Raw genomic sequence first — 21734 nt, 5'->3', positions numbered from 1 at the left:
TCTAATTAAGTTAGATTAGGTAAACTAAATATACTATACTCGCTATTCCTTGGCTGTGCAACAAGAAAGGCTGCTAAAATATGATAAAATGGAATAAATATGAAAGGGGTTCTGCACAATATGATTAAATTCCCATCCTGGTTATCTTTTCTTCATCCTAACCTAACCTCACGGTTAGTGATGATTTCCCTGTTTTTATGTCTGATTGCGGCAGGAAATATCTTTGGCGTGTACGATGGATGGAGCAAGCAAGACAACCATGCCGTCCTAACTTCTCTGCTGGCCGCCTTATTATACGGAATTCCCGCTTATGGACTGCTGCGTCTTAAATCCTGGGCACGCCTTACCGAACTTGTCTTATCCATCCTGCTTTCCCTGTTAGGTGTTGTTATGGCGCTGTTTGACAATATAGGGGTTGGCCTGTTTGTTATGATAACCCATGGTTGGATTGCGTGGTACTTACAAACAAAGGAATGCAAAAAAATTTTTAAGACAGCTGCTTCCTAGCCGACTTTATTATTTTCCCTTTATCCCGGGTGGGAGATAAACCACGCCGTTTCTTCTGTCTATTCGGCTGAGAAGAATAGAACGGCCGTTTTTGGGGCCGAATCAAACATTTCGGCCCATAACCGATTAGATCCTGCCGCCTGGCTTTTACAAGTGCTTCATACACAAAAGGATAATTGGCCGGATTGCGAAACTGGAGCAACGCCCGCTGCAGTTTCTTTTCATGGGGATCTTTTGCTACATACACATTCTCCCCGGTTAACGGATTAAGGCCGGTGTAATACATACAAGTGGACAAACTGCCTGGAGTAGGAATGAAATCCTGCACCTGTTCAGGATTATATCCCAAATCCCGAATGAATTCAGCAAGTTCTATCGCTTCCGTCAATCCCGCCCCCGGATGGCTTGACATAAAATATGGCACCAAATATTGTTCTTTCCCCAGGACCTGATTGATGCGCTTATAGGCATTCATAAACCGCAAATAAACTTCCTTGCCGGCCTTGCCCATCAGTCGTGTTACCTTGGAAGAAACATGTTCAGGCGCTACTTTCAGCTGACCGCTGACATGATACTGGCATAACTCGGTTAAAAATTCATCATCATTGGCTGCCATAACATAATCATAACGAATCCCGGAACGGATAAAAACTTTTTTAACCCCCGGCAAACCTCTCAGTTCCCGTAAAAGAGCCAGATAATCCCGATGATCAACCACTAGGTTCTTACATGCTTTGGGTGCCAAACACTGCTTTGCTTTACAGGTACCTCGTTCAAATTGAGCAGTACAGGACGGCACCCGGAAATTGGCGGTCGGACCGCCGACATCATGAATATATCCTTTAAAGTCCGGCATAGCGGTTACTATTTTAGCTTCCCGCAAAATCGACTCCCGGCTTCGGCTTTGAATCATTCTTCCCTGGTGAGAAACAATGGCGCAAAAGGAACAGCCGCCAAAGCACCCCCGATGGCTGACCAGGCTGAATTTGACTTCCTGAATCGCCGGTACACCGCCGGCAGCTTCGTAATTGGGATGATAGGTACGCTGATAGGGCAGGTCGTAAATTTCATCCATTTCCCCAGTCGTCAGCGGCATCGCCGGAGGATTTTGCACCAGATAATCTGCACCGTGATTTTGCACAATCGTCTTACCGCGAATCGCATCCTGCTCCTGATACTGTACCTTAAACGCCGCGGCAAAAGCCGGCTTGCTGGTTTTTACAGTCTCATAGTCAGGCACTTCAATAAAGTCCCATACCATATCCAAAGAGGTTGTCCGACAACAAGTACCCGGAATATGACGGATATCGGCTGCTGCAATTCCCTGATTCAGCTGTGCGGCAATCTCAAGGATCTGTTTTTCACCCATTCCATAAACCAAAAGATCGGCGCGGCTGTCGATAAGGATAGACCGGCGAACACTATTGGACCAATAATCATAATGGGCGAATCGTCTTAGGCTGGCTTCAATGCCGCCAATAATTAAAGGAATATTTTTCCATACTTCCCGGATTCGGCTGCAATAAACCAGCGTGGCCCGTTCCGGACGCAAGCCGGCTTTCCCCCCGGGAGAATAATTGTCGGTACTGCGATATTTCTTTGCTGCAGTAAATTTATTAAGCATTGAATCCAGATTTCCGGCAGAAACCAACACTCCCAGCCGGGGCTTGCCAAGTTTTTTGAAATCATCCACCGACCGCCAGTCCGGCTGTGGAATAATGCCAACTCGATAGCCGTGTTTTTCCAGCAGCCGGCAAATAATCGCCGGACCAAAACTGGGGTGATCCACGTAAGCGTCGCCACTGATAAAAATAAAATCCAGTTGTGTCCAGCCGCGTTTCTCCATATCCTGTTTACTGATTGGCAAAAAATCGTTCATTGTTATCTCCTAAAAGGAAAATCTCGGTTATGGCTTAGCATTATTGGCTGAAAAGGTCTTAGATACTACTTCACCCTTCCCACCGATTTTTCCCACTGACTGTCCGTTATATACGATATCCACAGCGCCGGCATTGCCTAATTGGAGCGCTATGTTTTTTTCCGCCTGCCAGGTTATAGTTTCACCAGTCTTCGGAATTCCCTCATAAATCTCCTTGCCATCGGCCTTAACTAACGTCCAGCAGGCATCCGTAAATTTAGCCGTTACCGCTACAGGCTTTGTAGCAGCCGATTTGTCCGATGCGGACGTTGCCTGCTGCTGTGGCACTGCCGATGGAAGCGGCTGAACGGGAGCTGCTGGAGCTGATTTAGCTTCGGGAGCCGGTTGCTGAGGCTCTGCTATTTTATTACCGGCTGCCCACCAGATAATTCCTGCCAGACAAACTGCTACCACCCCGACGGCGGCCCATTTCCCCTTGCCGCCCGTTCGTAAACTGACCGGAGTATCTTTCTTTGGTGCTACTTTCTTTCTAGCCGGCACTTCCGGTTCCGGTTCAACAGGAGCTTGACTTTCACGATATAAAGCAACCATTTCCTCTCCGTTTAGGCCTAAATAGTTCGCGTAATTGCGAATAAACCCTTTCAGATAAACTTCACCGGGAATCACTTTATAATTATCTTCTTCAATGGCATTGATGTATAATGACCGAATACTAGTAGCAGCCTCAATGTCTTTTATCGTCAAGTTTTTTTTCTCTCGCTCACTACGCAATGCCTGACCCACAGTCTGCATGTTGTTATTACCTCCTATTTTTCTAATGACTCAATAGTCGACGGTATTAAGATTGCTTACTCTATTTTACCCAACATCGAAAGCCATCTATAACCTCGTTAGACAAAATATGAATATTATTTTTTAAAATAACGGGCATTCACCTGATCGGAAGTCATGATAATTTCTCTGGCCTTACTGCCAATATTCGGTCCGACGATTCGCATTTCTTCCATCGTGTCAATCAGTCTGGCGGCCCGGGTATAGCCAACGCGAAACTTTCGCTGCAGCATAGATACGGAAGCCTGACCTGTTTCCAATACCATTCGGACCGCTTCTTCTAATAATTCATCCTGATATTTCTCCTGTTCCGGCTTTTCATCTTCCTTTTTTACACTTTCAAAGGATGTAATCTCTTCACAATACTTGGGAATCTCAGCCTGATGTTGGATATAAGATACCAAGTCTTCCACCTCGCTATCAGCAATAAAAGCCCCCTGTACCCGCAGCGGTTTTGCGGCTCCTACAGGATAAAACAGCATATCCCCTTTGCCTAATAATTTTTCCGCTCCGGCCATGTCCAAGATAGTCCGCGAATCGATCTGTGACGATACGGCAAAGGATATCCGTGAAGGAATGTTTGCCTTTATCGTTCCGGTAATCACATCCACCGATGGGCGCTGGGTAGCCAGCACTAAATGCAAGCCTGCTGCACGAGCCTTTTGCGCCAAACGGCAAATTGCATCCTCCACGTCTACCGGCGCTGCCATCATCAAATCAGCCAATTCATCAATAATAATTACAATAAGCGGTAATCCCCCATCCTGGGAAATTTCATTATACCGTCCTATATCCCGCACCCCGGCAGTCGCAAAGACCGCATACCGCCGCTCCATTTCCTGGACTGCCCAGTTTAAAGCAGCCGCAGCCTTTTTGGCATCTGTTACAACAGGCGTCATCAACTGGGGAATGCCATTATAATTGGATAATTCCACTACTTTCGGATCAATCAGGATAAATTTGACCTCATCCGGCATAGCCTTAAATAAAATACTGGTAATTAACGTGTTAATACATACGCTTTTGCCGGAGCCAGTAGCTCCCGCCACCAGCAAGTGAGGCATTTTAGCCAAATCGGTCACCACCGGCTGGCCGGCAATATCTTTTCCCAGAGCCACAACAAGCCGGGAACCCGCCTGCTGAAAATCCTGACTTTCAAGGACCTCCCGCAAATGAACGCCGGACACTTCTTTATTGGGAACCTCAATGCCAATCGCCGCTTTCCCCGGAATAGGCGCTTCTATACGCACACCGGTGGATGCCAGTTTTAAAGCAATATCGTCGGCTAAATTTACAATCTTACTTACTTTCACGCCAGGAGCCGGTTCCAACTCGTAGCGTGTAACCGCCGGTCCCTGACAAGTATTTATTATTTTAGCACTAACATGAAAATTTTCCAATGTTTCTTCTAAAATGGCAGCATTTTGACTTACTTCTTTTGGAATTCTCGTTTGCTTCATTCGATTAATTTTTTTGAGCAAAGTAAGTGGCGGCAGCATATATTGCTGAGCGGTAGCAGGATCAGAGGGCTGCTGAACACTCGCCGCTGGCGATGCAGATTTTAAAGACGCCTCACTGTTCTGCTTATCTCCTTTTGCCGCTGCCGGTACCACAGGCCGATCATTCTCCTGATTATAAAAAGAACGACGATTCTCCTGCTTTGGTTCCGTTTCGCTCTCGTCCTGCACCTCAATGAGATTTTCATAAGTGCAAGCTAAGGTTTGCCGGGCGCTGAGAAAACTTTCTGCCGCTTTCTGCTTCGCCGCCAGAAATCCTTTTGCCAAAGACCAGGTTGTTGCCAAAAGCACAGCGCAGATCGCTAAAGCAACCAGAACAACGATCGCTCCGTCAACACCAAATAGCTTGCGTAATAAAAACAAAGTAAAGCCACCAATGAATCCGCCGCCCGGGACCAAACTTTCCGGCAGAATTTCCTGCCCTTCGGGAATAGCCCAATGATGAAAAATAGCTAATAATAAAATATATAAAAACACCAACCCCCAAAATTTAAACGAATAATCAATTGCATGCTGCCGCCAAATATAGCGTAAGCCAACAGTCATCAGTAATAGAGGAATAATCGGTGCCCCAACGCCGACTGTATATTTTTGAGTTTTTGCAATGAATAACCCAACCGGCCCGGCATGAAGCCCCAAGAGACTGATACCGGCTAAAATACCGACTGTAACAAGTACAATGCCGAACAATTCGTATTTTAATTCGGGTGTCAGTTCTGACAAGGACTTAGACAAAACACACCACCTCTAAGTGTATGAATTTCTACATGTTGCAATAAAATCCTTTTATCATTATGCATAAAAAAGCACCCTTACTAAGAGAGTGCTTGAGCTGCCAATCGCAACTACAGTGCTTTTTTCTAATGTGCAAGCGCTTTAAATACAGGCGTACTCACGAGAACGGTTCCCGGTTGAATATCTTCACGCAAGTAGTCCTGCGGATCTGTTGATAGAATTCGAATAATCTGCCATTGGTTGTCCGACAGCTTTGTTACCTGCATTTTCGTACCGGTATACTCGATTTCTTCATAGGGAGGAAGTGAACCTTGCGGCTGTCCCCAAACTAGACTCAAAGGCATGACCGTCCATAAAATCATTGCTTCAGCCCCTTGTGTTCTTTGCTTATTGTTATCAATTCCTGCAAATTATTCATAGCAGCGGATATCCCCCCCACCGAATCAATTAAGCCAAAACTCACTGCATCTCTACCACCTACTGAGGTTCCTATATCTCTGGAAAGTTCTCCGGTTTTATATAATAATTCTTTCCACTTCTTTTCACTGATTTTAGAATGGGTAACTACGAACCGGTTGACACGGTCCTGCATTTTTTCCAAATAATCAAACGAGCTTTGTGCACCAATTACTAAACCAGTCAGACGAATCGGATGAATTGTTATAGTGGCGCTCTCAACAATATAGGAATGAGTTGCCGATACAGCAATCGGCGCGCCGATACTGTGGCCACCGCCTAATACAATCGAAACTGATGGTTTCGACATACTCGCGATCATCTCTGCAATGGCCAGTCCGGCTTCCACATCACCGCCTACTGTGTTTAAAAGCAGCATCAAACCCTCTATTTCCGGGTTTTGCTCAATCGCTACCAATTGTGGCATTACATGTTCATATTTGGTCGTTTTATTTTGCGGCGGCAATACCATGTGGCCTTCAATTTGTCCAATGATCGTCATAACATGAACATTACTCTTAGCCGTCGGCACTTCAGTGCTGCCCATCTCCTGAATATTTTCAACCGTTCCCGCTTTTTTACTTGATTGTGTTTTTTTCGGGGCAGCATCAGGCATCGGTATTTCCGTATGTTCAGGAGTGGTCCCCGGCGGAGCGATAACCGGATTATCATTATCAATCATTATATTACCTCCAGCATCATTATTCATACATAGTATGAACCATGCAAAAAATTACATACAGCTCGGAGCTTCCTTTTGTAAAAATCAAGAACGCCAAAAAAGAAAAAGGCCGAGTAAACTCGGTCTTTATACTTCCATAATAATAGGCAATATCATCGGACGACGGCGGGTTCTTTCATAAAGATATTTACCTAGCGTATCGCGTACATTGGATTTAATCGTGGCCCATTCGGTAATATTATTAGTCTCACACCGTTCCAGGGCTTGCTTGACTCGCTCTTTCGCGTCATCCATGAGCTGTTCCGACTCACGGACGTAAACAAATCCCCGGGATACAATATCCGGTCCGGCCAAAACACAGCCTCGCTGCTTATCCATCGTAATAACAACAATCAGAATTCCGTCTTTCGACAGCTGCCGGCGGTCTCTGAGAACAATATTGCCTACATCGCCTACACCCAATCCATCTACCAGAACTTTGCCGGCAGTAACTTTCCCGACCACGGCACCTGTTTCAGCCGTAAATTCAAGAATATGTCCATTTTCGGCAACAAAAATATGGTCTTTCGGCATGCCAAGCTCTTGCGCTATTTTAGCATGCATAATCAAATGCCGATATTCGCCGTGCACCGGGATAAAAAATTTAGGACGAATCAGGTTATGCATCAATTTCAATTCTTCCTGGCTGGCATGGCCTGAAACATGAATACCGGAGGACTTGCCGTATATGACTTCGGCACCTTGTCGAAACAGATAATCAACAGTTCGGGAAACCAGTTTCTCATTGCCCGGAATCGGCGTGGCGGAAATAATGACCGTATCACCGGGAACAATTTCAACCTTCCGGTGGTCGGACATGGCCATACGGGTTAAAGCCGACATAGGCTCGCCCTGACTGCCGGTAGTTACAATAACAATGCTGGAGGCAGGATAATTATTGATTTCATCAATGTCAATGAGCACGCCTTCCGGCACTAGGAGATAACCCAGTTCCAATGCAATATTGACAACATTGACCATGCTGCGCCCCAGTACTGCTACCTTGCGTTTATATTTGCAAGCAGTATCAATAGCCTGTTGGATGCGATGAACGTTGGAGGAGAAGGTAGCAATAATAATCCGTCCCCGGGCATTGCGAAATGCCTCATCAAATTTTGCTCCTACCGTTTTCTCACTAAATGTATATCCCGGCCGTTCCGCATTCGTACTGTCGGCAAGGAGAACTAAAACTCCCTGATCACCCAGTTCGGCGAATTTATGAAAATCGGTCACTCTGCCATCAATAGGAGTTTGATCCAGCTTAAAATCACCGGTATGCACAATCGTACCAATCGGGGTTCTGATCGAGATTCCCACTGAATCGGCAATACTGTGGCTCACCTTGATAAATCCCAGTTTGAACGGACCAATTTCAATTTGATCCCCTGGTTTTATCGGAATCAGATTGTCTGCTGAAACATTATTTTCCTTCAGCCGGCCTTCTAAAATGCCTAATGTTAGCTTTGTACCATATACCGGCACGGTAAGCTGTTTTAAAACATAGGGCAACGCCCCGATATGATCCTCATGACCGTGGGTAAGAATAATAGCCCGGACCAAATCACGGTTTTCCAGCAAATAAGAAATATCCGGTATGACCAGATCAATCCCTAACATATCGTCTTCCGGAAACATCAATCCAGAATCAATAACGATAATGTCATCTTCATAACGGATTACCGTCATGTTTTTGCCGATTTCCCCCAGTCCGCCCAAGGGGATAATTTGAATTTTTTGTGGTATTTTTGCCAAAAAATGCTACACCTCCGATTTATTATGAAAAATAGTTTAAAACAATGCCGTCCCAAATTTTCTTTTAAAAAACCCGGCCGTTCATCCGCTTCTGTCTATTATAACGCATTTTCAGAAGGAATTGCAACAATCGGACAGAGATATAAAAAAATAAGGCCGGCGCAGTATCCTATCGAGCTTAAGCGCCAGCCTTATTTTTCTTAAATCACTCCAATATCATGCATTACATTTTTAATTTTTGCTAATTCATCAGCCGTGGGAGCAACGAGCGGCAATCGAAGCGGCCCGGCATCCTGACCGATCAGATTCACTGCCCCTTTTACGGGAATAGGATTGGTTGTAATAAACATGACCTTAAAGAAAGGCAGTAATTCCAAATGGATGGCCCGTGCCTTTGCTGTATTTCCCGCCAGGAATGCGGCAATCATCTCCTGCATCCGATCGCCAACGATATGAGCGGCTACACTGATAATACCGACTCCGCCAATCGCCAAAACCGGTAATGTCAAACTGTCATCCCCACTATACAGCATAAAATCATCCGGCGTTGTGCGAATAATTTCACCCATTTGTTCCAAATTTCCGCTGGCTTCCTTCACAGCTACAATATTAGGAATTTTAGCTAACCTGGCAATAGTAGCCGGTAATATATTCGAGCCGGTTCTTCCCGGAACATTATATAAAATTAACGGCAGCTGCGTAGCCTCAGCAATGGCTTTAAAATGCTGATAATAGCCTTCCTGGGGCGGTTTGTTGTAGTACGGACCGACAAGCAAGGCACCGTGTATACCCACTTTTTCCGCTTCTTGTGTCATTTCAATCGAAGCCTGGGTATAATTCGACCCCGTACCGCCAATAACCGCTGCCTGATCGCCTACGGCTTCCAGCACAACCTCAAACAGTTTCAGTTTTTCATTCTTGGTTAAGGTAGCAGCTTCTCCGGTACTTCCGGCAACAACCAATCCGTCTGATCCATGAGCCACCAGATATTTAGCCAATTTCGCTGCACCCTTATAATTCACACTGTAATCATCATGCAGCGGAGTTACCATTGCAGTAAGAACTCTTCCAAAATTTTTCATTGACTAGTCCCTCCCTTTAAAGTTTAGATAAGCCAAACTTTTCGTGCAAAGCAGTGACTGCTTTTTCTGTATCCAGTTTGCTGACTAAGGCCGAAATGGAAGTATGGGAGTCAACTGTTTGCAAGATAGAAATATTATTCAGTGCCAGCGCCTCGACGAAGCTTGCCATAACACCGGGAACTTCACGCATCCCGCCGCCAACCACAGAAACTTTGGCACAGTCATATACGATTTCGGCAGCATAGCCGCATTCTTTCAACTTGGCAGCTGCTTTATCGGCGACACATTCCGGAACAGTAAAGATGATTTGCCCCGGATTCACATTAATTAAATCCACACTAATGCCGTTATCCGCCATAATTTTAAATACCGTGAATCCCGCCTTGCCAGTATCATCAGCAGTAACATCGATTTTAACCTGGGCAATATTACCGAGATAAGTAACCCCGGTTGCAATCCGATCCGTCACTGCTGTTCCCTCGGTATTTTCTTTCACAATATTAGTTATCAATGTCCCGGGGGCATCGGAAAAGGTGGATTTCACCACTAATGGAATTCCTCTAGGCATCACAATTTCCACTGCCCGGGGATGGATAACCTTGGCTCCCTGATGAGCCAGCTGACACACTTCACTATAGCTGATGCAGTCGAGAATCTTCGCATTATTTACGATTCTTGGATCGGCAGTCATTATGCCATCCACATCGGTATAAATTTCCACCAATTCCGCATTGAGAGCCACTCCCAAAGCAGCTGCCGTGGTATCGCTGCCGCCCCGCCCCAAGGTTGTAAGCTCACCTTCCGTGCTGATCCCTTGAAAGCCGCATACTACCGGCGTCTTTCCCGCCTTTACCAAACTCGTAATTCTGGCTGGATCCACCTTAAGAATCCTTGCGCTGCCAAAATTGGTGTCGGTCGTAACTCCTGCCTGCCCGCCGGTGAGAGCCACCGCATCCATTCCAGCCGCCTGAAGCGTACCGGCCATTACCACCGCAGAGATAATTTCCCCGCAGTTCATTATCTGATCCCGCTCGCGGGCGGCAATATTTTTATAAGCAGCTGCCGCGATTCCAAGAAGCGTATCGGTTGCGTAATTTTCTCCTTTGCGTCCCATAGCCGACACCACTACAATCGGAGTGCATCCCTGCTGTCTTGCCGCCTTAATTTTATTTAACGCGCAGCCTCTTGCTTCCGGCGACGCTACTGATGTCCCCCCGAATTTCTGGACAATAATCCGCATATTCTCACACCTCAAACTAATTTTTGATCAATCATATATTCGGCAATTTGCAATGCATTTAACGCGGCGCCCTTACGAATCTGATCACCAACAACCCAAAGATTTAAACCATAATCAACTGAATAATCAGGACGAATACGGCCAACGTAAACATCATTCAAATTTGAGGTAAACAAAGGCATCGGATAGGACATTTCTGCCGGATTATCCTGAACAGTAACCCCGGGGAAGGCTGCCAGCAATTCTTTTGCTTCGGCTGCCGATAAAGCGCCGGCAAGTTCCAAATTGACCGACTCTGCATGGCTGCGATACACTGGAACGCGAACTGTAGTAGCCGTAATGCCAATAGTATAATCGTCAAGGATCTTATGAGTTTCATTAACCATTTTCATCTCTTCCTTGGTGTAATCATCTTCCACAAATACATCAATGTGAGGAATTAAGTTAAATGCAATTTGATAATGCTTTGGCAGACTGGCGCTTGGCAGAATTTTCGCTTCTACCGGCCGGTTCTCGACAATCGCTTTCACCTGTTCAGTCAGTTCGTCAATAGCCTCTTTCCCCGCTCCGGAAACAGCTTGATAGGTCGAAACAACAATGCGCTTAATCTTAACCCGATCATAAATTGCCTTTAAGGCCATAACCATGATAATAGTGGAACAATTTGGATTGGCAATAATCCCCTTATGATTTTTAATCGCCTGGGGATTCACTTCAGGCACTACCAGAGGAACTTGAGGATCCATTCTGAAGCTGCTGGAATTATCAATAACAACTGCACCTCGTTTAACGGCTTCCGGTGCAAAAATCTTGCTGGCAGCGCCGCCGGCGAAGAGCGCAATTTGCACCCCCTCAAACGAATCAGGCGTAGCTTCTTCCACCGTATAATTTTTCCCCATGAATTCAATAATCTTCCCGGCAGATCTTTTTGATGCAAGTAATTTCAGTTCATTAAAAGGGAAGTTCCGTTCCGCAATTAATTTTAAGAATTCCTGCCCTACAGCCCCGGTAGCTCCTAAAATAGCTATATTATACTTTTTCATTTTATCGTCCCCCACAGATGTTATTTTGACAGTTACTAACACTTCCATATTATGGCGTATTTATAAAATATTTTCAAGGCCAAAAACCAAACCATCTACCGTTAATACTTTCTTACAGGCCAGTATGACGCCTGGCATAAAAGATTCGCGGGAAATCGAATCATGGCGGATGGTCAATGTCTGCCCTAGTCCGCCAAAAATCACCTCATGATGGGCTACACAGCCTGGCAATCTGACACTATGCAGCCGAATTCCGGAAAGTTCACAGCCTCTGGCCCCCTCCAGCTTTTCAACTTCATCAGGATTTCCTTGTCGTAAATAGCCTCTCTGCTGGGTGATCAATTCTGCCATACGTATTGCTGTACCGGAAGGTGCATCCAGCTTTTGATCATGATGTAAATCAATTATTTCTACCTGAGGAAAATATTTAGCCGCTTCTTGCGCCAACTTCATTAATAAAATCGCCCCTACAGAAAAGTTAGGCGAAATAAGAGCATTTACCTTAGCCTTTTTACATTGTTCACGCAATTCGTTAATATTTGCTTCCGATATGCCGGTTGTCCCTACGACCGGACAGACACCATTGCGGATAGCTGTCTGTATATTTTCCATAACCGACTGAGGATTCGTAAAGTCGACCATCACCTGGGGTTTTGTTTCGTCAATGACCGATTGTAAATTATCTCCAACGACAATGCCCGTCTTGCCTTCACCAATCAAATCACCAACATCACAAAAATCAGAGTTTACATCCGCAGCCCCGACAACACTTAATTGCTCATCGTTATATACCGCTCTTAAAACTTCGCGTCCCATCTTACCATAAGCACCGCATACCATTACCCTAATCATTTTTCCCCCACCTTTTATTTATATAATAAAAACAGCCGGCGAGTTGTATCTCACCGGCTGTCAGTATGACTAAACAGCTTAAGGATTTAGAAAAACAGCACAAAATCTGTTTTCTGACCTAAATGAGATAGCGCTCCACCAAAAATTCGGTGACAGTCTTAAACCTATTCGATATAAGACCAGTGTAAAAAATCTGGTAATCTTTCACACTTCGGCGGTTAACCCTTTCCTTCCAGCTCATTGATTCCACTCTCCCTGGAAGTATTCTTGTTACCCGCACCTCTACTCCATCCTACACAGGATGATGTCTATTTAATTTATGTACATTGTATAATAAGGGTTCCCACGCTGTCAATATATTTTCGAACATTTTAAAACATTACCGTTCCTTTAAATTATGGCTTTCCACGTCACTGGCGCCATTTTTGCGCAAAATCTGAGCCGCTGAATTTACCTTGGAAGATTCCGTGCGAATCACTGCCAGAATACCGCCTTCCGCAACGCTTTTTTCATAGCGTTGACTTGATTCCGCCGGTATTCCCCAATCAATAAGCCCACCAGCTACGCCGCCGGCTACGGCACCACCAATTGCTGCTGCAATTGGCCCGGATGCGATGATCGGACCGATGCCCGGTATCGCCATTGCACCAACACTTGCCACTACTCCCGCTCCCATAAGCAGCCCGCCAATACCGCCGATAGTACCGCCAGTTAAAGCGCCGTCGGTAATATCGTCGTCATAGGGTTGATTTTGACGAAATTTGGAAGAATCCTTAGAAACAATATTAATTTCCTCTGTGGTAAAACCCTGACTCCGCAATTCTGAAACCGCTTTTTCGGCATCACTATGGACTGAAAAAACCCCAATAACTGTTTTCCCTTGCTTGCCAAATCCTTGGGAGATGACTGTCTGTCCCCTTTGATCGGATGAGGAACTTGCTGTTTGCCCGGACTGAGATCGGGAATAGCTGTTTACTAAAGAATTATCTTCCCCTTCGCCTGCTTGAACCTGAGTTGCTCTTGAAGTTGAAGATTGTGCAGTCTTCCCCAGAGATTGCGCTGCTGTTTGTTTTGTCGGCTGATTTACATTTTCATTGGTCATGTAGCAAAACCTCCTAACATTTACAATGCAGAATCTGCAAGTTAATGTTAGTTTATCCATTGATTCGGTTAATATGTATCTTCTATTTTCTCCCGAACAGCATTTGTATTCATGCGGTCAAAAGCATTGCTAATGTCCACGATAATGACGTCGTCACCAATACGCTTAATCGCCCGCCAGGGAATGGCTGAATGCCGATTATCGCTAAAGATAGTTAAAAATCCGGAACGGTTGGGAAGCAAAATCGCGTGAATCCGCCCCGACTTGCAGTCAACACTCAGCTCACATTCTTCAATGATGCCTAAACGCGCTCCATCGCCTAAATTAATAACTTCCTTGCCGGATAGATCGCTTACCCGCATTGCTGCCACCTGCCTAACCTTTTTTTATTTTCATAAATAATGGCTGAATGATCGCCAAACCGATTGCTATGCAAGCTAACGGATCCAGGGAAACTTCATACAGCGAGATTTTTTCCGGTAAATCTAATTTCAAAAAGGAAACAAGCATAATCAACGATAAATATAACCCTCCGGCCACTGCCACTAAATCCCGGATCGCCTGGGCCAGAGGAGATGATTTCGTATCTTTCTCCTCCATACGCCTGATGCAGCGTATTCTTCCCCAGACAGATAGTCCGATTCCAAACAGCATACTGAATAGTATAGTCCAGACAGAAACCATACATTTTCCTCCGTTATCCCGCACAAGCTGCTACCGATACTATTAATAGTACCGACTTGTCAAAAAACGATCTCGCCATATATAAAATAATATGTTCCTTACAAAAATTTATGTTAAAAAAGCCTAGCTTTCGCTAGGCCACAAAAAAACCAAATAGAAACTGCACAGTAGTATTATTTTCCGGTACTGCCCAGACCACCCGTTCGAGTATTATCCGCTATATCCGCATCAACTCTCAGATATTTTGAAAAAATTCCCTGAGCAATACGATCTCCTTTTTTAACCGAAATTGCCTTCGTTCCATAGTTAAATACTCCAATTAAAATGTGCCCTTCATTATCTGGATTATTATAATAATCCGCATCAATAATACCCTGACTATTAATCAGACTTACCTGATTTTTAAAAGAAAAGCCAGAACGTATGTGAACTCCCAGATATTCATCTTCCCGCATATAGGCTTTTAACCCTGTGGGAATCATGGTTACCGACTTAGGCTGCAAAACAACCGCAGCCGCAGCTTCCATATCATAACCAGCGCTATGTGCAGTTTGACGCGTTGGTAAAGAAATATCAGCATCCAAATAAGCAGTAATAATTTCAAACCCTCGTTGTTGCATACATATTCTCCTACTGAATTATAATTTGCTGCCAAAGTCAAAAGATATTTGGTCAGCATTTATCGGCCCAAGGGCGGTAAAACAGATCGTATCCGGAGTAAACAAAGAATAAAGAACCGGTTCAATGTCGGTTAAAGAAATGCGATCAATTTTTTCAACAATCTCATCCAAAGAAACATACTTTCCCAAGGTAATTTCCATCTTACCTAAACGGGACATGCGACTGCTTGAGCTTTCTAAGCCAAGCAATAAATTACCTTTCAGCTGCTCCTTCGATTTAATTAGCTCTTCCTCGGTAATACCCGATTCTTTTAACTCCAGGATATTCTGCATAATCAAGCCGGTAACCTGATCGGCATTTCCCGGCCGGGTGCCGGCATAGACTGTAAACAGACCGGCATCACTATAATTCGCCTGATAAGAATAAATCGAATAGGCCAGCCCGCGTTCTTCCCGAATCGTCTGAAACAACCGCGAACTAATGCCTCCGCCTAAAATATTATTAATTACATGAACGGTATATCGTTCTGCTGAATTTTGGGGATAACTATTAGTTCCTAAACAAATATGGACTTGTTCCGTTTCTTTAGCCTGTATCGTGCGAACAGGCTGAAGAACCGGAGCGATAGTGACCGACTTTTTCTGGGATCCGGCAAGCTTGCCAAAAAAGCGCTGGACTTTCTCCACTAACTCCTGATGCTGCAAATTTCCTGCCGCAGCGATAACAATATTATCCGGGGTGTAGTGCTCACGATAATATTTTTCCACCATATCACGGTCAAAGCGTTTTATCGACTCAATGCTGCCCAGTATATTTCTTCCCAGAGGGTGTCCTGCCCAAACCTTATCTAAATGAATGTCATGAACTAATTCATCAGGAGCATCCTCATACATATGAACTTCTTCTAACACAACTTCCCGTTCACGGTCGATATCTTCCGCATCAAATTTAGACTCCAGCAGCATATCGCTGAGAATATCAAGAGCCAGCTCTAAGTGCGTGTCAATCACTTTCATATAGTAGCAAGTATGCTCCTTGGCCGTAAAAGCATTTAATTGACCGCCAACCGCATCCACCGTTTCGGCGATAATTTTGGCAGAACGGGTTTGGGTTCCTTTGAACATAAGATGTTCAATAAAATGGGAAATGCCATGATTACAATCGTCTTCGGCCCGGGAACCAGTCCCTACCCATATTCCCAGCGTAACGGACTTAACATAGGGAATCATTTCTGAAACAACTCTGATCCCATTCGGTAATACAGTTTTATGATACATAGAATACTCCTTTTTTTTAATGTATAGACTATTTTCCCTTTTCTCCAGCAAATATCCTGCTTTTATTATTATATTCGTAAACGAATCGAACATGTGAAAAACAGAGATATTGCTACCTCTGTTTTTCCTATCAGGAACGATTAAAATACTTAACAATCCCGTTAAAAATACCCCGAGCTATGCTGCCGCGATATGCATCATTTTGCAATCGTGCCGCTTCCGCCTGATTAGAAACAAATCCCATTTCCACTAATATTCCCGGCATAGTGGTATTACGCAGCACATAGTAAGTTGCCGTTGAAGTCCCCTTGTCAACAGCGCCGGTTTCCTTAATTAAAGCGCTTTGCACTTCCGTGGCTAAATCCGGTGACTTTCCGCTGGAATAAAATGTCATGGCCCCGGCAACATTACTATCGGGATTTTCATTCGAATGAATACTAACAAAAATGTCGGCATGATTGGTCTCCGCCAAATCGACACGAGCCTGGAGTTCCTGGCCAAGGGTGCTTCCTTCCCGCGCAACGGTTCGATCCATATCCCGGGTCATAATAACTTTTGCTCCTGCCTGGGTAAGCAAACCTTGCAGTTTAAGCCCTACCGCCAAATTATTATCCGACTCACGGGTGTTATTCGCCACTGCTCCGGGATTGCTGCCGCCGTGTCCCGGATCAACAACAATCACCTTCCCTCTCAACACCCCGTTATCCTGTACAGTACTGGAACTTCCTGCCGGTGATGGCAGCGGTGTGACCTTCACCGGTGACGTTGCGGAAGAACTGGAGGAATGGCTTCCTCCCCCCAGAAGATTAAGAATCGGCCCTAAGAGCTTGTCAAAAATCAAACTAAATAACGAATTAAGCAACCCGGAACTGCTATTGCCGTCGCTTGGAGAAGCAATCGTAGACGATGCCAGATTGCCGATTACATTATCGATTCCGGCAGCATGAGTAACGGGGACAGGAGCAATGACAATCAACAACAGTACCATCAGCAAAAATTTTGCTACTAATTGATTTCTATACACGATAATCCTCCCACAACTATAATTTGCAGCGTTAATTTGCTATTTTTTCAGCAGCTTGTCCTTAAATACCTGCCAATAGCCTGGATCCTCTTCCCCCAGCTTCCATAAAGCTGTACCGGCAATATCATACTGATTAACCAGATCCAGTTTATATTGCAAGCTTTCCTTATTTTCGTACCACACCTGATGGGTTATACCATCGGTTCCAGTATAGGAAAAATGCGGCGATTTCGCTGACTGGTCCCACAGTACAGGTACATTGAACCGCTGCACTAAATTCATAATCGGTTGATATTCCAGACTTTCTACCCCTTTACTGGACCAATCATAACCATACCCGGCAATCCCAAGATAAATTTTATTCTTAGGAATAAATTGTAAAGCATAGCGGAGACAATTCTCTACCCAGCGAACATCAGCAACCGGTCCGGCATCACTCCAGCTGCCATGATAGTCATAGGTCATTATCATAATTTTATCGGCAGATTTCGCCAGTTGAGCATAATCATAAGCCATCGCAATATCATTGGATTCATCTTGTTTAGGAAAGACATCAATAGAAATCACATACCCCTGGGGCTTCAACCGAGCCGACAATTCTTTCATAAATGCTGACAGCTGGTTACGGTCCTGTGCCGGTACCGATTCAAAGTCAATATTGATGCCATCAAGATCGTACTTTTTAATGTATGTTTCTATACTGTCAACCGCTTTCGTTCGCAGCGCAGGATCCGTCAAGACCGTATGAATCGGTGTAGCCGTCTTTCCCTCAGTCGCATTATTTACCATCAGCAGTACGGAAATATGGTTCTGGTGGGCCGTTTTAACTACCGATGAATGGTCATTGCCACCGCGCTCAGTCACTGTTCCATCTTCCTGCAACGTAGCCCAAAAAGGAATAATTGTTTTCAAAACATCCGTGTGACTGACCATATCCTTATAAGAAGATGTGTCTTCCCCCCACCATTCAGCATAAAAACCTGCTATCTCTTTTGTTCCAGTGCCGCTCAGCCACGCCGACGACGAGCCTACATCCTTTGATGAATCTGCATTGGTATTCAGAATATTACCGAATAATTTTCCAAACAGTAAGCCGAGCAACAAATCCGCCAAACCGCCACCGGATGAAACTCCTTTAACATTATCGTCAATACTGGCACCGGTAGTTTGTCCCAGTAAATCTCTCGCTGAAAAAGCGTAAACCGGTGCAGACGGTATATTCATCACTGCAAACATTGCAATAACCAAAAACCAAATAAAAGCAACCTTATAACTTTTCATTCACTAACCTCCATTCTATCCTGCCGCTTCCGCCGACGAGGAATGGCAATAGCAAAATATAATTATGGTTATGTTTTATGTAAACATAATACCATATATAAATTTTTGTGACAATAAAAAAACCAGGCCAATTTATGCCTGTTTTTTTATTTTAGTATATCAGATACACTGGTTATTTGATATCCGGAAGCCTGAAGCTGTTGAATTAAGCGGGGTAGCGCTTCGGCTGTATTGGCCGTCGGATGAATAAGAATAATGGCACCATTATGAACTTTTTTCATGACCCGATTAATAATAACATCTGCCGGAGGCCGCTGCCAGTCAATCGTGTCGATACTCCACATAATTGTTTTATAGCCTAATTCATCGGCAGCCATAAGCACGGTATCATTATATTCGCCATAAGGCGGAGCATACAACTGTGTTTTCATGCCGGTAATTTCCTGAACCAGCTGCTCGGTTTTCACTATTTGTTCCTTATTTTTCCCCTTGTCAAGGGCATTCGGATGAGGATGACTATATGAATGATTGGCCAGTTCATGTCCCCGGCCGGCTATATCGGCAAGAATTTGCGGATACCGTTTCGCCCAGCTGCCGCCGATAAAAAAAGTAATTGTAATATGATTGTCAGCCAAAGTATCCAGCATTCGGGGTAAAAATTCTTCACCCCAAAACACATTACAGGCAAAGGCAATCTGCGGCTTGGCCCCATTACCCTGAAAAATCGGCTGCGGCTTGCTGCCGGCCGATTGATTCAAAACCGGCTGCATAATTCCCGCCAATGCTGCTATTACCAGAAAAACGCTGGCGGCAAAAATAATATACCACTGTCGGATATGGGCAACGAATACATATTTCAGGGAAATCACCTCTACTATAGCAAGCATTATTTCTACAATCTATGATCCGTTTGGTGATTTCATACGCTAAAAAAAAAACATAAACCGCAGTGGTCTATGTTTTCAGAACATTATTCTTTTTTATTTTGTTCTGCCTTAAGGACTTCTTTATGGGACAGGTTGACCCGGCCCTGGCGATCAATTTCAGTAACCTTGACTGTAATTTCATCGCCCACTTTAACGACGTCTTCCACCTTCGCTACTCTTTCCAAAGCCAGCTGAGAAATATGAACTAATCCTTCTTTTCCCGGTAAAATTTCCACAAATGCCCCAAAATTCATCAGGCGGGTTACCTTACCCACATATATTCCACCGACTTCCACATCCCGAACCAAGGTTTCAATAATCCGGATGGCTTTTTGCCCGGCTTCCACATCCACTGCTGCAATAAAAACTTTACCATCATCTTCAATGTCAATCGTAACGCCTGTTTCATCAATTATCTTTTTAATCGTTTTACCGCCCGGTCCAATTACATCGCGAATTTTATCCGGATCAATTTGCATGGTAATAATCCGCGGTGCAAACGGGGATAATTCGGCCCGCGGCTCTTTAATTGCATCAAGTATCTTGCCCATAATATGCATCCTGCCACGCCTGGCCTGTGCCAAAGCGGCAGTTAAAATTTCCTGAGTAATTCCGGCAATTTTAATATCCATTTGAATAGCGGTAACACCGTTTACTGTCCCGGCTACCTTAAAGTCCATATCGCCCAGTGCATCTTCCATTCCCTGAATATCCGTTAAAATTGTATAATGGTCGCCTTCTTTGACCAGGCCCATTGCAACGCCCGAAACAGGTAATTTAATCGGTACTCCGGCATCCATCAAGGACAGAGTGCTGCCGCATACGCTGGCCATAGAACTGGATCCGTTTGATTCCAGAATTTCCGAAACAAGACGAATCGTATAAGGAAACTCCGCTTCGGAAGGAATTACCGGTAATAAGGCCCGCTCCGCTAAAGCGCCATGACCAATTTCCCTTCTTCCAGGACTGCGGGCAGGTTTTGTTTCACCAACACTGTAAGCCGGAAAATTATAATGGTGGATATAGCGTTTTGATTCTTCCACTCCGAGGCCGTCAAGAATTTGTTCATCAGCGATCGGGCCAAGTGTCGTAATAGTCAAAGCCTGGGTCTGTCCCCGGGTGAACAGAGCGGAACCATGTGTTCTTGCCAATAACCCTACTTCGCAGGTGATTGGACGAACTTCCTCCAGGCTGCGTCCGTCCGGCCTGATTTTATCAACAGAAATCATCCTGCGGACAACTTTTTTGAGAACCTTCTGCATTACATACTTTACTTCTTTATCATTATCGGGATAAATTGCTGCAAAATATTCCGCTGTTTCTGCTTTCACTTGCTTAATATTTTCTTCCCGGGAAAGCTTATCCGGATTCTTTACGGCAACCGTTAATTTATCCGTCACATAGTCCTGAACCGCCTGCGTGATTTCCTCCGGTGCCTCATACAGTTTAATCTCACGTTTTGGCTTGCCAATTTGCTCCACAATATTCTCCTGAAGCTCGACAATTTCCTGAACAACTTGATGGCCAAAGGCAATGGCCGCTAAAATAATATCCTCCGGTAATTGCTTGGCGCCTGCTTCTACCATCAACACAGCATCTTTGGTGCCGGCAACGACAAGATTCAGCTCACTCTGCGCCTGCTGCTTAACTGTAGGATTTATAATAAATTCATTGTTAATCCGGCCAACGCGAACGCCGGCAATCGGCCCGTTAAAAGGAATATCGGAAATAGACAGCGCGCAGGAAGCGCCGATCATGGCCGGTATATCCGGAGGATTATTCTGATCTACCGATAATACAGTAGCCACCACTTGAACATCATTCCGAAATCCTTCGGCAAATAACGGCCGAATCGGTCTATCAATCAAACGTCCCGAGAGAATTGCGGCTTCGCTGGGACGCCCTTCCCGTTTGATAAAGCCTCCCGGAATTTTTCCTACAGAATAAAGTTTTTCTTCGTAGTCAACTGTTAAAGGAAAGAAATCAATTCCTTCCCTTGGTTCGGCGGAAGCAGTCGCAGTAACTAATACTGCCGTATCACCATAGCGGACAAGAACCGCCCCATTTGCCTGCTTAGCCATTTTCCCTGCTTCAATGACCAGCTTACGACCGCCTAGCTGCATTTCGAAACTATGCATATTTAGTTTTCCTCCTCTTATTGCCCCTTTTCTTTTTTCCAAAGTTTAGTTCTTCGACATTTTTTT

General features: G+C 44.7%; 21 protein-coding genes and 1 riboswitch. Of the genes, 2 read left to right on the top strand and 19 right to left on the bottom strand.

Going from position 1 to position 21734, the window contains the following annotated elements:
- Positions 1-120: 120 nt before the first annotated feature.
- Positions 121-507 carry a hypothetical protein gene (locus ABFC84_00190; protein MEN6411166.1) on the top strand — a complete coding sequence of 129 codons (387 nt, stop codon included), beginning with the start codon at positions 121-123 and terminating at the stop codon, positions 505-507.
- Here ABFC84_00190 and ABFC84_00185 read toward each other — a convergent pair.
- From ABFC84_00185 to ABFC84_00160, 6 genes are all read right to left on the bottom strand, one after another.
- Positions 488-2386: a YgiQ family radical SAM protein gene (locus ABFC84_00185; protein MEN6411165.1), complete on the bottom strand. Its 1899-nt coding sequence runs from the start codon at positions 2384-2386 to the stop codon at positions 488-490. The two genes, ABFC84_00190 and ABFC84_00185, sit on opposite strands and share 20 nt — an antisense overlap.
- Positions 2387-2413: 27 nt before the next feature.
- Positions 2414-3178 (bottom strand): RodZ domain-containing protein, encoded by a 765-nt coding sequence (locus ABFC84_00180; GenBank protein MEN6411164.1) that lies wholly within the window; start codon positions 3176-3178, stop codon positions 2414-2416.
- 116 nt (positions 3179-3294) lie between these two features.
- The gene (locus ABFC84_00175; protein MEN6411163.1) at positions 3295-5469 is read right to left on the bottom strand and encodes a DNA translocase FtsK 4TM domain-containing protein; all 2175 of its coding nucleotides are present in this window, start codon (positions 5467-5469) and stop codon (positions 3295-3297) included.
- A gap of 125 nt (positions 5470-5594) precedes the next feature.
- Positions 5595-5813 carry a YlzJ-like family protein gene (locus ABFC84_00170; GenBank protein MEN6411162.1) on the bottom strand — a complete coding sequence of 73 codons (219 nt, stop codon included), beginning with the start codon at positions 5811-5813 and terminating at the stop codon, positions 5595-5597.
- 14 nt (positions 5814-5827) lie between these two features.
- Positions 5828-6607 (bottom strand): ATP-dependent Clp protease proteolytic subunit, encoded by a 780-nt coding sequence (locus ABFC84_00165; protein ID MEN6411161.1) that lies wholly within the window; start codon positions 6605-6607, stop codon positions 5828-5830.
- Between the two features lie 126 nt (positions 6608-6733).
- Positions 6734-8398: a ribonuclease J gene (locus tag ABFC84_00160; protein MEN6411160.1), complete on the bottom strand. Its 1665-nt coding sequence runs from the start codon at positions 8396-8398 to the stop codon at positions 6734-6736.
- A 24-nt stretch (positions 8399-8422) separates the two neighbouring features.
- Between ABFC84_00160 and ABFC84_00155 the strand changes: the two genes are divergently transcribed.
- Positions 8423-8602 (top strand): hypothetical protein, encoded by a 180-nt coding sequence (locus ABFC84_00155; protein ID MEN6411159.1) that lies wholly within the window; start codon positions 8423-8425, stop codon positions 8600-8602.
- Here ABFC84_00155 and dapA read toward each other — a convergent pair.
- From dapA to pnp, 13 genes are all read right to left on the bottom strand, one after another.
- On the bottom strand, positions 8599-9480 hold the full coding sequence (gene dapA / locus ABFC84_00150) for a 4-hydroxy-tetrahydrodipicolinate synthase (protein MEN6411158.1): 882 nt from the start codon (positions 9478-9480) through the stop codon (positions 8599-8601). The two genes, ABFC84_00155 and dapA, sit on opposite strands and share 4 nt — an antisense overlap.
- Before the next feature lie 16 nt (positions 9481-9496).
- On the bottom strand, positions 9497-10720 hold the full coding sequence (dapG, locus tag ABFC84_00145; GenBank protein ID MEN6411157.1) for an aspartate kinase: 1224 nt from the start codon (positions 10718-10720) through the stop codon (positions 9497-9499).
- Between the two features lie 11 nt (positions 10721-10731).
- A complete protein-coding gene (locus ABFC84_00140) occupies positions 10732-11763 on the bottom strand; it encodes an aspartate-semialdehyde dehydrogenase (GenBank protein ID MEN6411156.1) in 1032 nt (343 codons plus the stop codon).
- 60 nt (positions 11764-11823) lie between these two features.
- Entirely contained in the window at positions 11824-12615 is a 792-nt protein-coding gene (dapB, locus tag ABFC84_00135) for a 4-hydroxy-tetrahydrodipicolinate reductase (GenBank protein MEN6411155.1), read from the bottom strand.
- 120 nt (positions 12616-12735) lie between these two features.
- Positions 12736-12908: riboswitch (Lysine riboswitch) on the bottom strand.
- An 86-nt stretch (positions 12909-12994) separates the two neighbouring features.
- On the bottom strand, positions 12995-13717 hold the full coding sequence (locus ABFC84_00130) for a general stress protein (protein MEN6411154.1): 723 nt from the start codon (positions 13715-13717) through the stop codon (positions 12995-12997).
- A 68-nt stretch (positions 13718-13785) separates the two neighbouring features.
- Entirely contained in the window at positions 13786-14079 is a 294-nt protein-coding gene (locus ABFC84_00125; GenBank protein ID MEN6411153.1) for a YlmC/YmxH family sporulation protein, read from the bottom strand.
- Positions 14080-14092: 13 nt separating this feature from the next.
- On the bottom strand, positions 14093-14401 hold the full coding sequence (locus tag ABFC84_00120) for a hypothetical protein (GenBank protein ID MEN6411152.1): 309 nt from the start codon (positions 14399-14401) through the stop codon (positions 14093-14095).
- 173 nt (positions 14402-14574) lie between these two features.
- Positions 14575-15021: a dUTP diphosphatase gene (gene dut / locus ABFC84_00115; GenBank protein MEN6411151.1), complete on the bottom strand. Its 447-nt coding sequence runs from the start codon at positions 15019-15021 to the stop codon at positions 14575-14577.
- Positions 15022-15039: 18 nt separating this feature from the next.
- On the bottom strand, positions 15040-16299 hold the full coding sequence (locus ABFC84_00110) for a pitrilysin family protein (protein ID MEN6411150.1): 1260 nt from the start codon (positions 16297-16299) through the stop codon (positions 15040-15042).
- A gap of 130 nt (positions 16300-16429) precedes the next feature.
- Positions 16430-17323: an N-acetylmuramoyl-L-alanine amidase gene (locus ABFC84_00105; protein ID MEN6411149.1), complete on the bottom strand. Its 894-nt coding sequence runs from the start codon at positions 17321-17323 to the stop codon at positions 16430-16432.
- Between the two features lie 39 nt (positions 17324-17362).
- Entirely contained in the window at positions 17363-18604 is a 1242-nt protein-coding gene (locus ABFC84_00100) for a glycosyl hydrolase family 18 protein (GenBank protein ID MEN6411148.1), read from the bottom strand.
- A gap of 146 nt (positions 18605-18750) precedes the next feature.
- Positions 18751-19491, bottom strand: coding sequence for a polysaccharide deacetylase family protein (locus ABFC84_00095; GenBank protein MEN6411147.1), 741 nt, complete (start codon positions 19489-19491; stop codon positions 18751-18753).
- A gap of 83 nt (positions 19492-19574) precedes the next feature.
- A complete protein-coding gene (gene pnp, locus ABFC84_00090; protein ID MEN6411146.1) occupies positions 19575-21668 on the bottom strand; it encodes a polyribonucleotide nucleotidyltransferase in 2094 nt (697 codons plus the stop codon).
- Positions 21669-21734: the final 66 nt, after the last annotated feature.

It is taken from the genome of Veillonellales bacterium (assembly GCA_039680175.1).
Taxonomy (GTDB): Bacteria; Bacillota; Negativicutes; order JAAYSF01; family JAAYSF01; genus JBDKTO01.
Note: the sequence above shows the minus strand (reverse complement) of the source record. Positions and strands in the feature narration are given on the sequence as shown.